11 protein-coding genes are annotated in these 13,745 nt (G+C 72.5%); 8 read left to right on the top strand and 3 right to left on the bottom strand.

The annotated features are described in order from the left end of the window. Nucleotides 1-391: 391 nt before the first annotated feature. On the bottom strand, nucleotides 392-1,348 hold the full coding sequence (locus tag H286_RS0113155) for a M24 family metallopeptidase (protein WP_020098529.1): 957 nt from the start codon (nucleotides 1,346-1,348) through the stop codon (nucleotides 392-394). A 171-nt stretch (nucleotides 1,349-1,519) separates the two neighbouring features. On the opposite strand from H286_RS0113155, the gene H286_RS0113150 reads away from it, so the two are divergent. The 7 genes from H286_RS0113150 to H286_RS0113120 all read left to right on the top strand — a co-directional run bounded on the left by H286_RS0113150 (nucleotide 1,520) and on the right by H286_RS0113120 (nucleotide 9,312). Beyond that, nucleotides 1,520-2,512, top strand: coding sequence for a LacI family DNA-binding transcriptional regulator (locus H286_RS0113150; RefSeq protein ID WP_018187525.1), 993 nt, complete (start codon nucleotides 1,520-1,522; stop codon nucleotides 2,510-2,512). Nucleotides 2,513-2,645: 133 nt separating this feature from the next. Next, on the top strand, nucleotides 2,646-3,992 hold the full coding sequence (locus H286_RS0113145; protein WP_020098528.1) for a Gfo/Idh/MocA family protein: 1,347 nt from the start codon (nucleotides 2,646-2,648) through the stop codon (nucleotides 3,990-3,992). Next, nucleotides 3,989-4,927 (top strand): NAD-dependent epimerase/dehydratase family protein, encoded by a 939-nt coding sequence (locus tag H286_RS0113140; protein ID WP_020098527.1) that lies wholly within the window; start codon nucleotides 3,989-3,991, stop codon nucleotides 4,925-4,927. Before H286_RS0113145 ends, H286_RS0113140 begins: the two co-directional genes overlap by 4 nt. Beyond that, nucleotides 4,924-5,823: a 5-dehydro-4-deoxyglucarate dehydratase gene (locus H286_RS0113135; RefSeq protein ID WP_020098526.1), complete on the top strand. Its 900-nt coding sequence runs from the start codon at nucleotides 4,924-4,926 to the stop codon at nucleotides 5,821-5,823. The genes H286_RS0113140 and H286_RS0113135 overlap by 4 nt, the downstream gene beginning before the upstream one ends. Continuing rightward, nucleotides 5,820-6,908 carry a mandelate racemase/muconate lactonizing enzyme family protein gene (locus H286_RS0113130; RefSeq protein WP_028497522.1) on the top strand — a complete coding sequence of 363 codons (1,089 nt, stop codon included), beginning with the start codon at nucleotides 5,820-5,822 and terminating at the stop codon, nucleotides 6,906-6,908. Before H286_RS0113135 ends, H286_RS0113130 begins: the two co-directional genes overlap by 4 nt. Continuing rightward, nucleotides 6,908-8,356 carry an aldehyde dehydrogenase (NADP(+)) gene (locus H286_RS0113125; protein ID WP_020098524.1) on the top strand — a complete coding sequence of 483 codons (1,449 nt, stop codon included), beginning with the start codon at nucleotides 6,908-6,910 and terminating at the stop codon, nucleotides 8,354-8,356. Before H286_RS0113130 ends, H286_RS0113125 begins: the two co-directional genes overlap by 1 nt. After that, nucleotides 8,353-9,312 carry a serine hydrolase domain-containing protein gene (locus H286_RS0113120; RefSeq protein ID WP_020098523.1) on the top strand — a complete coding sequence of 320 codons (960 nt, stop codon included), beginning with the start codon at nucleotides 8,353-8,355 and terminating at the stop codon, nucleotides 9,310-9,312. Before H286_RS0113125 ends, H286_RS0113120 begins: the two co-directional genes overlap by 4 nt. 270 nt (nucleotides 9,313-9,582) lie before the next feature. Here the strand turns inward: H286_RS0113120 and H286_RS0113115 are convergent, their stop codons facing one another. After that, nucleotides 9,583-11,715, bottom strand: coding sequence for a beta-galactosidase (locus tag H286_RS0113115; protein ID WP_020098522.1), 2,133 nt, complete (start codon nucleotides 11,713-11,715; stop codon nucleotides 9,583-9,585). Between the two features lie 256 nt (nucleotides 11,716-11,971). Here H286_RS0113115 and H286_RS0113110 point away from each other — a divergent pair, with 256 nt between their 5' ends. Then, nucleotides 11,972-12,754, top strand: a complete 783-nt coding sequence (locus H286_RS0113110; RefSeq protein WP_020098521.1) for an alpha/beta fold hydrolase — start codon at nucleotides 11,972-11,974, stop codon at nucleotides 12,752-12,754. 48 nt (nucleotides 12,755-12,802) lie between these two features. Here the strand turns inward: H286_RS0113110 and H286_RS0113105 are convergent, their stop codons facing one another. Then, complete coding sequence (locus H286_RS0113105; protein WP_020098520.1) at nucleotides 12,803-13,666, bottom strand: AraC family transcriptional regulator; 864 nt, start codon at nucleotides 13,664-13,666, stop codon at nucleotides 12,803-12,805. Between the last annotated feature and the right edge of the window lie 79 nt (nucleotides 13,667-13,745).

The raw sequence follows: 13,745 nt of genomic DNA, 5'->3' as shown, positions 1-13,745 counted from the left end.
CCCCGGCAGAATCAGCCGAAAACGACCCCTATCCACATCCCGAGAATGAGAGTTCATTCATCTCGAGCGGGCCCTCACGTCAGCGCGTGGCGCGGGGCTTCTTGATCGGGACCGCGATGCGATGGACCCGCTCCGCTCCGTCGGGTGCGTCATGGAAATCACGAGCGACATGCACGGTCGCGTGGGGTGCGCCCGCCAGCACGGCCGGGACGCCTCGCAGCGGCAGGTTCTCCGCCACGTGCAGCTCGCGCAGCGCAGCCGAGCCGCCGAAGGCGGAGATATCGATGGACCCCTGCGCCGTGTCGAGGGTGGAGACCCGTCCACGATGCGGGCGCCCGTGCGGAAATGCAGGATCAACGCCATAGACGTCTCCGAATCCGAGCGTGCCGCGTCAGCCGAACGCCCGCGCCATCGGCCGCCGCACCCCGCCGAACTCCACGGTCGGCCACGCGGGGTCGACCGTCAGCACCTCGATACCCGACTCCGTCACGAGCACGGTGTCCTCGACCTTCGCGCCCGGGGCGCTGGGGTTCCACGCAAACGCGTGCGGTGACGCGACGACATCCGTCGTCAGCGTCGTCGCGCGGGGGTCGCGCCCGGCGTACCCGGTCGGTCCGCCCTGGTGGTGCTTCGTCCACTCGTCCGCGTCGAACCCGGATGCCGCGTACCCGACGGTCCCGGCCGCGAAGACGTCGTTCAGCCGGGCGCCCGGACGTGTGGCGGCGAAGAACGCCGCCTCGACCTCGAGGATCCGTTCGTCATCGGCGTCCGCCTCGCCGACCCACCGCGTCGCGTTGGCGATCAGGCCGTGCCGCCGCCCGCAGACGACGAGCATCGCCCGACGCCCGAGCGCCCCGTCGGTGGGGAGCGGATGCCGGTGAGGCAGCCGCTCCTCCCCCGCGACCAGAATCACGAGCGGATCGATGCCCCGCGCCACGAGCCCCTCGGCGAGCGCAGCCGCGGCCGAGCGCTCGGTCGAAGACGCACTCAGTCCGCGGGCGACCGCCGTCAGCACCTCCGCCGTCTCGCGCCCGAGCGCGCGGTACCGATCGGCCTCGGCGGGAAGCAGCGATGCGCGCGCGGCGCGCAGCGCGGCTGTGACATCGACCTCGGCGAGACCGGCACCCGCGGCCTCGAGCACGGGCTGGTGCCACGGCACACGGACGACGCGGTCGGCATCCTCGGGCAGCAGCTCCTCGGCGATCAGCCGGTCGGCCTCGTTCGCGCTCACGAACAGTGTGTCTCCGTCATCGTCGACGCGAACCGCCAACACCGGCGGGCCGGCGAGGGAGACATGCGTGCGGGCGCCCTCGAGGTACCAGGCGAGCGCTTCGTACGACGAGAGCACGAGTGGGCGACCCCCGGCATCCCGCCGCACACCAGCCATCCGCTCACGTTTCGCGGCTCGGTCAGCAGCAGATCCGGACATCGTCGTCTCCCGTCATAAAACGTTTCCTCGCATAGTATGGCCACACTGGCGCGCGCGATGCGCATGCCGGGCAGGCGCGAGGGGGAGCCGATGGCAGGGCAGAAGCAGACCACGATCACCGACGTGGCCAAGCACGCCGGCGTCTCGCTGGCCACCGTCTCCCGCGTGATGAACGGCAACGCGACCGTCGATCCGGCCCTCGCCGAACGGGTCCGCACGTCGGCCACCGAACTCGGCTACTCCGCCAACCCGCTCGCCCGCAGCCTCGTCCTCGGCAAGACCCAGACGATCTCGGTCGTCGTGCCCGACCTCTCGAACCCGACGTTCCAGGGCATGCTCCGCGGCCTCAGTCGCGCCGCCGTCGCAGACGGCTACCACGTGCTCGTCGCCGACTCCGATGAGCACGAAGACCAGGAGCGCCTGCTCGCCCTCGAGTCCCGCCGCCGCTCCGACGGTCTCGTGCTCTGCGCTCCCCGCATGTCGGATGCCGCCCTCGCCGAGGTCCTCGCCGAGGTGGCGCCCGTCGTGCTCGTGAACCGCGCCGGCGACGCCCCCAGCGTCGCGGCCGACTACCGCACCCCGCTCCGCGAGGTCATCGACCACCTCTACGGTCTCGGCCACCGCCGCATCGCCTACCTCGCCGGCGCCAAGCGGAGCGCCTCGAACGCGCAGCGCCTCGCCGCACTCGACGACGCCCGCGCGACCCTCGACGGGTGCGAGATCTTCGAGATCCCGGCGGGTGTCGACTTCGCGGCCGGCGCCGACTCGCTCGACGCCGTCCTCGACTCGGGCGCGACCGCCGTCCTCGCCTTCAACGACCTGTCCGCCATGGGCCTCCTCAGCGCCGCCACCGAGCGCGGTCTGACCGTGCCCGGCGATCTGTCGATCGCGGGCTTCGACGACATCCCCTTCGCGCGCTACACCTCCCCCGGGCTGACGACCGCCGCCGTCCCGACGGCGGAGCTCGGCGCCCTCGCCTGGCGAGCACTCCGCGCCCTGCTGCAGGGCGAGACGCCCGACGCCACGCACACCGTCGTCCCCGAGGTCATCCTCCGCGGAACGACCGCCGCGCCCACGCGCTGAATCGCGCGACTGAAACGATCCACTGCCGCTCGAGAACATTCCTCGCGGAGCCGGTGGCATCCGTGCTACCGTCTGAGAAAACGTTTCCTGAGCCTGTTTCCCGGCTCGGAGGAGTCCGGCACGAAGGAGAGCCATGACCACCCGGTACGCCCTCGTCGGCGCAGGCCACCGCGCACAGATGTACGTGGACGCCATCGCCGACGACTACCGCGACCGCGCCGACCTCGTCGCGATCTGCGAGCCGAACCCGACCCGCGCGCAGTTCTACGTCGACCGCCTCGTCGACCACGGCCTCGCCGCTCCGTCCACCTGGCAGCCCGACCAGCTCGAGGAGATGATCCGCGCAGAGCGCATCGAGCGGGTCATCGTGACGGCGCGCGACGACCTGCACGCCGAGCTGATCGTCCGATCGATGGATGCTGGGGCCGACGTCGTCGTCGAGAAGCCCCTCACCATCGACGCGGCCAGCGCCGCCGCGATCGAGGCGGCCGCCCAGCGCACGGGGCGATCGGTCGTCCTGACCTTCAACTATCGGTACGCGCCGCGCAACACCGCCCTGCGCCAGGTCATCGCCGAGGGCCGGATCGGTCGCGTCACCTCCATCGACTTCTCCTGGATGCTCGACACGCAGCACGGCGCGGACTACTTCCGCCGCTGGCACCGCGAGAAGGAGCACTCCGGCGGGCTCCTCGTCCACAAGTCCAGCCACCACTTCGACCTCGTCAACTGGTGGATCGGGCAGCGCCCGCGCCGCGTCTTCGCCTCGGGAGCCCTCCGCTTCTACGGCGCCGACAACGCCGCCGCCCGTGGCCTCGGTGACCGCCCCGACCGCGGCACGCACGACGGCAACCGCGACCCGTTCGAGCTCGACCTGCGCGGCGACGAGCGCCTGCGCGCGCTGTACCTCGACGCCGAGCAGCACGACGGTTACGTCCGCGACCGCGACGTCTTCGGACCCGGCATCACGATCGAGGACAACCTCGCCCTCGTCGTCGACTACTCGGACGGCGCGACCCTGTCGTACTCGCTGAACGCGCACGCCCCCTGGGAGGGCTACCGCGTCGCGATCAACGGCACCGAGGGCCGCGCGGAGCTTGAGGTCGTCGAGCGGGGCGCCGTCCTCGTCGGCGACGGACTGCACCCGGTCGTCGACCCCAGCGCGGTGCAGGATGCCGCGCACTCGAGCCTCCGCCCCATGGGCGAGCGCCTGCTCGTGCAGCGCCACTGGGAGGAGGCCGTCGAGGTTCCGATCGTCTCGGGCGAATCCGCTCACGGCGGCGGCGACGCCCTGCTCCTGGCCGATGTCTTCGCAGGGCCGGTGAACGACCCGCTCGGCCGTCCTGCCGACTGGACCGACGGCGTCCGATCGATCGCGGTCGGCATCGCCGGCAACCGCTCGCTCGAGACCGGCCTGCCGGTGCAGGTCGCCGATCTCGGCGTCGCGATCCTCCGCGACTCGACACCCCGGATTCCCCGATGAGTCGCGTCGTCGTCACCGGCGGCTCAGGCCGACTCGGGCGCAACCTCGTCGCCGGGCTCGCCGCATTCGGGCACGAGGTCGTCTCGCTCGATCGCGCCCCGTCCGACGACCTCCGCATCGACGGCGTCGAGCAGATCTCGATCGACCTGCTCGACGCGGCGGCCACCGCCGAGACGCTCATGCGGGCGAAGGCCGACTCGCTCGTGCACCTCGCCGCAATCGCCGTACCGTTCAGCGCCCCCGAAGACGTGATCATGCGGACGAACACCGGTCTCGCCGTCTCGGTCCTCGGCGGAGCGGTGGATGCCGGCATCGGACGCGTCGTCGCGGCATCCAGCCCCACCGTGCTCGGTTACGGCAACCCGTCGGGCTGGCTGCCCGAGTCCCTGCCGCTCGACGAGACGTCGACGCCGCGGCCGTGGAACGCGTACGCGCTGTCGAAGCTCATGATCGAGCAGACCGTGTCGATGCTGCACCGGCGCACCGGCGACGACGTCCGCTACGCGACGTTCCGCCCCTGCTACGTCATCGCGCCCGAGGAATGGGCGGGGGCCCCGACCCAGCAGGGCCACACGGTCGCCGAGCGGATCGCCGATCCCGCACTGTCGGCTCCGGCCCTCTTCAACTACGTCGACGCCCGCGACGTTGCATCGTTCACCGATCTGCTGCTGGGGGCGCTCCCCGACATCCCGAACGCCGAGGTGTTCTTCGTCGGCGCCGACGATGCGCTGGCCGACGCCCCCCTGGCCGAGCTCCTGCCGCGCTTCGTCCCCGGGACCGACGACCTCGCCCGCGCCCTCACCGGCACCTCGCCCGCGTTCTCGAACGCGAAGGCGGCGCGCGTGCTCGGCTGGCGGCCGCAGCACTCGTGGCGGACCGAACTCACCTCCTCCTCCCTGAACGCCGTCTCCGATCGAAAGGACGTGCCGGTATGAACTTCCGCGGCATCCTCTTCTTCCCCGTCACCCCGTTCGACTCGGCGGACCGCGTCGAGACCGACCTCCTGACCCAGCACGTCACCGCAGGAGTGGATGCCGGTGCCGGCGGCGTCTTCCCCGCGTGCGGCACGGGCGAGTTCCACGCCCTGTCCGCCAGCGAGTCGGCGCTCGTGGTCCGCACCGCGGTCGACGCGGTCGCCGGTCGCGTCCCCGTCATCGCCGGAGCCGGCGGCCCTCTGGGCCACGCGATCGAGGTCGCGCGCTCCGCGGCCGATGCCGGTGCCGACGGCCTGCTCGTCCTGCCGCCGTACCTCGTGGGGGCCCCGCAGCGCGGGCTCATCGCCTACGTCGAGGCGATCGCCGCGGCATCCGATCTGCCTGTCATCGTCTACCACCGCGGGTCGGCGGCGTTCACGGCCGAGTCGATCCGCACGCTCGCCGCGAACCCGAAGGTCATCGGCTTCAAGGACGGCATCGGCGACATCGGCGCCACGCAGCTGATCGTCCGGGCGGTCGCGGATGCCGGTCGTGAGGACTTCGCGTTCTTCAACGGTCTGCTGACCGCCGAGCTGACCCAGGGCGCGTACCGCGGCATCGGCGTGCCGCTGTACTCCTCGGCGGCCTTCGCGATGATCCCGGAGGTGGCGAACGCGTACTACCGCGCGTACATCGACGGCGACGAGGCGCGTCGGATGGCGATCCTCGACGGGTTCTACGCGCCGCTCGTCGCGCTCCGCGACGAGACCCCTGGCTTCGGCGTCTCGCTCATCAAGGCGGGCCTGCGCCTCGAGGGACTCCCCGTCGGTTCGGTCCGCGCTCCGCTGGTCGACCCGACCGCGGCCCAGGAGGCCCGTCTGGCCGAGATCCTCGCCGCGGGCCGCGCACTGCTGTGACCACGATCGCCTCACTAGGCGCCCGGCTGATCCGGGTGCCGCTGACGCGCCCGTGGGCCGCAGACGTCACGTCGGTCGGCGTCATCGCGACCCACGTCGTGCGATCGGACGGCGCCGAGGGGTGGGGCTTCTCCTGGACCCCGCAGATCGGCGCCGAGGCGGTTCTCGCGCTGCTTCAGCACGACATCCCCGCCTTCGCCGTCGGCCGCTCGGCCGAGCCGGCGGAGGTCTGGCGCGAGCTGTGGCGCCACCTGCACGAGGCGGGTGGCGGCGGCCTCACGACGATCGCGATCGCGGGTCTCGACCTCGCGCTGTGGGATGCCGCGGCCCGCGCCGCCGGCCTCTCGGTGTCGACCTCGATCGGTCGCCGTCGCGAATCGGTGCGCTCCTACGGCAGCGGCATCAATCTGCACTACGAGCTCGACGACCTGCTCGCCCAGGCGCAGCGCTGGGTCGATGCCGGCTTCGACGCCGTGAAGATGAAGGTCGGCAGCCCCGATCTCGCGCGCGACGTCGCGCGCGTCGCGGCGGTGCGTGACGTCATCGGAACGGACCGGCAACTCATGATCGACGCGAACCAGCGGTGGGACCTCGACCGGGCGACGACCGCCGTCGAGGCACTCGCGGCATCCGACATCGCCTGGATCGAAGAGCCGCTGCGCGCCGACGACCTCGCCGGCCACATCGAGCTCGCGAGGCGCCTGCGTGCCGGATCGGGAGTGCCGATCGCCCTCGGCGAGAACGTCCACACCCGCTACCGCTTCGACGACTTCGTGCGCTCGGGCGCCGCGCAGGTCGTGCAGCCGAACATCGTCCGCGTCGGCGGGATCACGCCGTTCCTCGAGATCGCGGGCGACGCGCACGCTGCGGGCATGGACCTGCACCCCCACCTGTTGCCCGAACTGTCGGGCCAGCTCGCGCTGGTCCTGCCGCAGGAGGTCCTCGTCGAGGACATCGAGGACGCTGCGTTTGGCGCCCTCGGTGCGCTCGAGGGCCCCTCCCCCGTCGCCATCGTCGACGGAACCCTGACCGAGGTGCCCCACGAGGGTCTCGGACTGCGCTTCACCCACCCGGAAGGACTGTGATGACCACGTCACCCGAAGAGCTCGCCCGCCTCACCGACGCTGCGGCGGCCGCCGCGCCGATCTGGCGCACGTCGTCCGCCGACGATCGCGCCCGCTGGCTGAGCGCCGTCGCCGACGCGCTCGACGCGAACGCCGACGAGCTGGTCGCGATCGCCGACCGTGAGACGCGCCTCGGCGCCGTGCGCCTGCGCGGCGAGGTCGGTCGCACGACCGGTCAGCTGCGCCTGTTCGCCGCGGTCGTCCGCGAGGGTTCTTACCTCGAGCTGACGGTCGACGACGCGGATGCCGCGGCCACCCCGCCCCGCCCGGAGCTGCGTCGCCTGCTGGTCGGCGTCGGCCCGGTCGCCGTGTTCTCGGCATCCAACTTCCCGTTCGCCTTCTCGGTCTGCGGCGGCGACACCGCCTCGGCGTGGGCGGCGGGCAACCCCGTCATCGTGAAGGCGCACTCCGGCCACCCCGAGCTGTCGGAGCGCACCGCCGCGATCGCGATCGAGGCGCTTCGCGCCGCGGGGGCGCCCGACGGATCGCTCGCCCTCATCGAGGGCCGCGAGGCCGGGAACGCGCTCGTGCAGCACCCCGCCATCCAGGCGGCCGGGTTCACCGGCTCGCTCTCGGGCGGCCGCGCGCTGTTCGACCTCGCGAACGGACGGCCCGACCCGATCCCGTTCTACGGCGAGCTCGGCAGCGTGAACCCCGTCGTCGTCACGACCGGCGCGGCCGCCGCGCGCGGTGAGGCGCTTGCGACGGGCCTCGTCGGCTCGTTCACCCTCGGCGCCGGCCAGTTCTGCACGAAGCCGGGCGTCGTCTTCATCCCGCGGGATGCCGGCATCGAGCAGCTCGTCGCCGACGCCGTCGCCGGCGCGGCGGGTGGGCCGCTGCTGACCGAGCGCATCACGACCGCATTCCCCGACGGCATCCGCGACCTCGAGGCCGACCCGTCGGTCGAGGTGCTCGCCCAGGGCGCCGAGACGCCCGACGGCGCCCGCCCCGTGGTGTTGACGACGGATGCCGCGGCGGTCGCCGAGCGCCCCGAGACGCTGATCGCCGAGGTGTTCGGACCGGTCACGCTGCTCGTCCGCTACAGCGACCACGCCGAGCTGCTGCGGGCCCTGCGTGCCGTGCCGGGAAGCCTCACCGCAACCCTCCATAGCGAGGCGGGCGAAGACGTCACCGAGGTGCTCGAGCTGCTGCAGCTGCGCGCCGGACGCGTACTGTTCGCAGGCTGGCCGACCGGCGTCGCCGTGACGTGGTCGCAGCAGCACGGCGGACCGTGGCCCGCGACGACGTCGCTCCACACCTCGGTCGGCGCGACCGCGATCCGCCGGTTCCTGCGACCGGTCGCGTTCCAGGACGCGCCCGACGCGCTGCTGCCGGAGGCGCTCCGCGATGCATCGCTCGCTCGGCTGCCGCACCGCCGTAATGGCGTGCTGCAGGTGCCGTCCGCATGAGCGCGGCGTTCGACCTCGTCCGCGGGCACGTCGATGCCGGCCGGCTGCCGTCGGCCGTGCTCGGTGTGGCCACGGCCGAGGGGACGGTTGCGCTCGAGGGCTTCGGGGCCGCGGCATCCGATCGGTACCCGCTCTTCTCGATCACGAAGCCCCTGCTGGGGATCGCCGCGGCGCGGGCGATCGAGCGCGGGCTGCTGACACCCGAGACGCCGCTTCGGGATGCTGTGCCGGAGTTCGGCGAGGGTCGCGACGACTCGGTGCTGCTGCGTCACCTCGCCTCGCACACCGCCGGCATCGCCGAGCCGCCGCTGGATCCCGTGACGCCGCTGCGTGACGAGCTGATCACCCGTGGGCGGGACTTCGTCGCGGGCAGCGCCTCACGCTATTCGTCGCTTGCGTTCGAAGGCATCGCCGCGCTCGTCGAGCACGCGACCGGACGGGACTGGGCGGATGCCGTCACCCAGTGGGCCGGCGAGATCGGGGCGGACGGGCTCAGCCTCGACCACACCGGCTCGGTCGAGGTCGTCGATGCTGCGGCGTCGGGCGTCGACATGGCGCGCTTCGCAGCGCTGCGGCATCCGGGCGCCGGCATGGTCGGCCGCGCCGAAGACCTGCTGCGGCTGGGCTCGGAGCTGCTGCGGATCGAAGGCGGGGCGACCGGCGGCATCCTGCAGCCGGCGACGCTCGCGATGATGCGGCGACCGCTGACGGACGACATCCCTCGGCTCGAGCCGTACATCGCCGAGCGCGGGCAGGACTGGGGGTTCACGTGGAACCTCCGCACGCGCGCGCCCGGCCTCATCGACCAGGACGTCTACGGCCACGGCGGCTGGGCCGGCACCGAGTTCTGGGTGCATCCGAGTGCGGGGATCGCGTGGGTGCTGCTCACCAACGCCGTCTCACGCCCCGGCGTCGACCTCGACGCGCTCGACAACGCGGTGGTTTCCGCGCGCTGAGGGGTGTGACTCAGCCCGCGAGAGCGTCCCGTTGTGCCGAGAGCGCCCTGACGTGCCCGGCATCCTGCAGCGCTCTCGGCAACAGGCGGCGCTCTCGCGACTGAGTCTCGCGACGCTACCCGCGCGCTCGATACTGGGGCTCCCCGCGCGCGATCCTGCACCGGCCCGCGCCGCACACGCGCGAGAGCGCCCCCTCGTGCCCAGAGCGCCCCCCTGTAAACCGGGCCGCCGGTGCGCTTTCGGCACCAGACAGCGCTGTCGAGGAACGCGTCAGATACGCACGCTCGCGCGCGGCTCGAGCTCCGCGCGCGTGATCCCCGCCCCGACGGGCACCTGGCCGGGGAAGCGCACACGTGCGGACGGCTTCCCGGGCAGGATCTCGATCCGCAGCTCGGTCGCGTCGCCGCGAAGGTGTGCCGGGATGCGCCAGGGGCGACCGGTCCACAGAGCGTCGGAGACGAGCCGGTCGGCGGCCCACGCGCGGGCGACATCGCCGATCCACTCCAGGCGCAACGTGCGCTCGTCGGCCGGGTCGACCGCCAGCGTCACGACCGCCGCGGCATCCCACTCCGTCGGGATCGACGCGCGACCGCCCTGTTCGGCGCCGGCCGGGGGCGCCCCGGCGGACCGTTCGAGCGTCACCGCGACCTCCGCGGCTTGTCCGGGCTCGACCTCGATTGCCACCCACCCGCCGTCGTCGAGCACCTCGGCCCGGGGCGCGACGGCGGCATCCCCCGCGAACGTCACCTCACCGCCGTTGGTCACGACCGCGCCGGGCGCCCAGACGAGCCGCCCGTCGGCGACCGCGATCGCGTCGGCATCCGCGTCATCGAGCACGAGCACCCGCGCGAGAACTCCACCGCCGCGCGTCAGCTCCCACATGCGCCCACGGTCCGCGGCGACCTCCGTGACGTCCGCGTCGGCTGAGAGCTGAGGCGGGATGCCGTCGGTCGCCGCCGCGACCAGCAGCGGCGCTCCCCGCCACAGCACCTCGGTCACCGGTTGCGCGGTGAGCCAGTGCACGGTCGCGTCGCCGAGCGGCATCCCGAACGGCCAGGCGAACACCGCGCCGGTCGGGATGTCGACCTCGGGGAACACCGTCTCACCCACCTCGAACCGCACACCCTCTTGGGCGGGCAGGTCGACCCCGGGATGCCGGTTCACGACGAACACGAAACCGCTCGATCCGTTGGAGCGCACCGACCACCGCAGCCCCGAGACGTCAGGCGAGTCGACGGCGTCCTCGGCGAAGAAGGCCGGCATCGCGGCGAGCGCCGAGCCCCAGCGCGCGAGCATGAGGTGCTGGCGGCGGAGCGCCGCCCAGCTCGGCCGCGTCGCGCCGTCGACCTGGACCGGCGCACCGAAGTCGTAGGCGATCTCGGGAAAGTCGTTCGGTCCGGCCGCGGCGTGCGACTCCTGCAGCCCGCGGCGCGGATTCCGGCCGTCGGCGTACATGTAGTACCCCTGCCAGACGCTGCCCGAGGCGAGCTTGGCCATCGCGAGGGCCGCGACATCAGCGGCCGGCACGTCGAGACGGCGGTGGTACGCCGAGGTCATACCCGACCCGAGCTCGCAGGTCGTGAACGGATGCGGCGACCGCACCGCTTCGGCGACGGGCTCGCCGGCGCGGTGGTCGGCGCCGATCGAATCGTCGTCGCGGCGCGGTGACGGGTAGAAGTTCGCGTGGCTGCGCAGATCGGGCTCGACGTCGGCGTCGACCCAGAACGACTCGGGGTATCCGCCGTAGACCGGCAGGAATCCGTCCGGCAGCTGGGCTCCGCCCCACCCGGTCGCCGTCCAGACGGGCGCGCGCAGGCCGAGCCCCTCCGCCATCTCGCGCAGCCGGGTGAGGTGATCGGCACCGTCGTAGAGCTCGTTGTCGACCTGGATCGAGAACAGCGGGATGCCGCGAACCTGCTCGGCGAGCAGGGCGTACCACCGCTCGACTTCGCCGAGGTAGGCCGGGTCGTTGGTGCGCAGCGGCAGCCCCGAGTCGACGAGCCAGTCCGGCAGACCGCCGTGCCGCGCCTCGGCGTGGGCGTACGGGCCGATCCGCAGGATGAGCCCGAGACCGGCGTCGCGCGCTGTCTCAAGGAAGGCGCGCACGTCGAGTCCGCCGGTGAAGTCCGGCCGTCCGCGCTCCGGCTCGTGGTGATTCCAGAGGACGTAGGTCGACACGTGGGTGAGGCCGCCGGCGCGGGCGGCGGTGAGCACCGGCATCCACTCCCCGCGAGGGATGCGGGAGTAGTGGATCTCGCCGGTGATCGGGAAGATCGGGATGCCGCCCTGCCGGACGGACTGGACCGTCACCTCGACGCCGGAGTCATCACCCGCCGATGGGCGGATGCCCGCGAGCTCGGTCGTGGCGGGCGGGTGGACGGTGAGGGCGTGGACGCGCGTCATCGAGACTCCAACGGGGGCGGGGACGGGTCCGAGCCTAGGAGCGCGAGCCGACGTGGCGCGGCGAGGCCGTCGGATCGTCCAGGCATGCCGTCGGCGGCGGTCGCCCTCGCTGCCACCGTGGACAGGACTCTCCGAAGCGGGCCGAACTCGCGACCATGGAAACGCGGATGCGGATCGAACGCACGCACACGCAGGGGCGATGGCTGCTTCTGGCGATCCGGCCCTCCCTAGACCCGCGCGGGATAGCGTTGCATGGGTGACGCTGAACCACATTCGACGCGGGAACGGCAGCCCTCTGCTACTCGTACACGGCCTGGGTGCAGGGTGGCGGTCTTGGGCCCCGATCCTCGACCAACTGGCGGAACATCGTGAGGTCATCGCCGTCGACTTACCCGGGTTCGGTGAGACTCCGGCCTTGGCCGGTGAGGTCTCGATCGCCACGTTGACCGACTCTGTCGCGGACTTCATCCGCGAGCAGGGGCTGGACGGGGTTTCGACCGCAGGCCAGTCGATGGGCGGCCGAATCGTGCTCGAGCTCGCGCGGCGAGGGGTCGGCGGTGACGCTGTGGCGTTGGACCCGGGCGGCTTCTGGAGTCACCGCGAGCTCGCCGTCTTCGGCGCCACGTTGCGGCCCTCGATCGCTCTGGTCAGAGCGCTGCGAGGCATGCTGCCGGCCCTGCTGGGCAACCCCGTCGGACGGACCCTGCTGCTGGCGCAGTTGTCGGCGCGGCCGTGGGCCCTCTCGCCCGAGACCGTGCTGCCGGACGTGCGCGGACTGGCCGATTCGCCGTCGACCGGTGCCGCCATGAACGCCCTCACAAAGGGACCCAAGCAACAGGGCGCCCCGGCCGGGACGGTACCTGGCCGGGTCACGATCGGGTGGGGGCGGCGTGATCTGGTTACGGTGCCCCGTCAGGCCTCTCGAGCCACAGAACTGTTCCCGGACGCCGTACTGCACTGGTTCGAGCGCTGCGGCCACTTCCCTCAATGGGACGCGGCGGATGAAGCAACCCGACTCATCCTCGACGGCACCCACTAGCGTCCGCGGCGCGCTCAGACGACGACTGCGCCCGCGAAAGTGGACCGATCAGCCCTTCCCCTGCCCCCGATACGCCGTCGGCGACACCCCGTGGGCGACGCGGAACCTCCGCGAGAAGTAGAACGCATCGTCCATCCCGACGCGACGCGCGACCTCGGCGACGGGCAGGTCGGTCGTATCGAGCAGGTGGCGGGCGTGCGCCATCTTCAGCGCGAGGTGGTGCGCGATGACCCCGCCGCCGGTCGCATCGCGGAACAGGGCAGCGAGGTGCGAGGGCGACACCCCGACCATCGCCGCGAGCTCTCCCACGTGCACCGTGCCGTCGATGCGCTGCTCGAGGTAGCGCAGCGCCCGCTCGACGGGCGTCCCGTGCTCCGGCAGCAGACGGTCGACGGCGAGCTGTGTGAACAACCGCCACGCCATCCCGGATGCCGCGACCATCCGCGCGGGCGTCGTGTCTCGCGCCAGCGACGTCGAGATCTCGTCGAGCAGGGCGGTCGCCCGGTCGACGGCGCGCAGCGGCAGCACCAGCCGGTCGATCGATACCCCGACCGCCTCGACCAGCTCCGGCACGTCCGAGCCGCGCACGTGGCACCACCAGATCGTCCAGGGATCCGCGGCATCCGCTCCGTAGGAATGGGGCACATCGCCAGGGATGACGATCGCCGTCGCCGACCCGATGCGCGTCCGTTGACCGCCCGCCTCGACCCATCCGGCCCCCGACACGCAGACGATGACGATCGTCTCGGGCGCACCCGCAGGGCGATGCCGGCCGTGGCCCGCCGCGCGTGGAAAGTACCCGGCATCCGTCACCACCATCCGCCGGGTCACCGGCTTGGCGAGGGCTGCCTCGACGACGGGACGCGGCACGACGCTCAGCCGCTGCCGCTCGAACCCGTCCGCGCGCTGCATCCCTTCATCCTGCCGCACCGCATCGTCGAATCGTCCATGTCGACCGCACGCGAACCCATGGCCCGAGCTCGCCACCGCG

The organism is Microbacterium sp. 11MF (genome assembly GCF_000383475.1).
Taxonomy (GTDB): Bacteria; Actinomycetota; Actinomycetes; order Actinomycetales; family Microbacteriaceae; genus Microbacterium; species Microbacterium aquilitoris.
This window is presented reverse-complemented; position numbering and strand designations above follow the sequence as displayed.

Excerpts from the sequence above, each read along its gene's own strand:
- H286_RS0113150 (WP_018187525.1), top strand. The coding sequence starts at position 1,520 with ATGGCAGGGCAGAAGCAGACCACGATCACCGACGTGGCCAAGCACGCC.
- H286_RS0113145 (WP_020098528.1), top strand. The coding sequence starts at position 2,646 with ATGACCACCCGGTACGCCCTCGTCGGCGCAGGCCACCGCGCACAGATG.
- H286_RS0113140 (WP_020098527.1), top strand. The coding sequence starts at position 3,989 with ATGAGTCGCGTCGTCGTCACCGGCGGCTCAGGCCGACTCGGGCGCAAC.
- H286_RS0113135 (WP_020098526.1), top strand. The coding sequence starts at position 4,924 with ATGAACTTCCGCGGCATCCTCTTCTTCCCCGTCACCCCGTTCGACTCG.
- H286_RS0113125 (WP_020098524.1), top strand. The coding sequence starts at position 6,908 with ATGACCACGTCACCCGAAGAGCTCGCCCGCCTCACCGACGCTGCGGCG.
- H286_RS0113120 (WP_020098523.1), top strand. The coding sequence starts at position 8,353 with ATGAGCGCGGCGTTCGACCTCGTCCGCGGGCACGTCGATGCCGGCCGG.
- H286_RS0113115 (WP_020098522.1), bottom strand. The coding sequence starts at position 11,715 with ATGACGCGCGTCCACGCCCTCACCGTCCACCCGCCCGCCACGACCGAG.
- H286_RS0113105 (WP_020098520.1), bottom strand. The coding sequence starts at position 13,666 with ATGCAGCGCGCGGACGGGTTCGAGCGGCAGCGGCTGAGCGTCGTGCCG.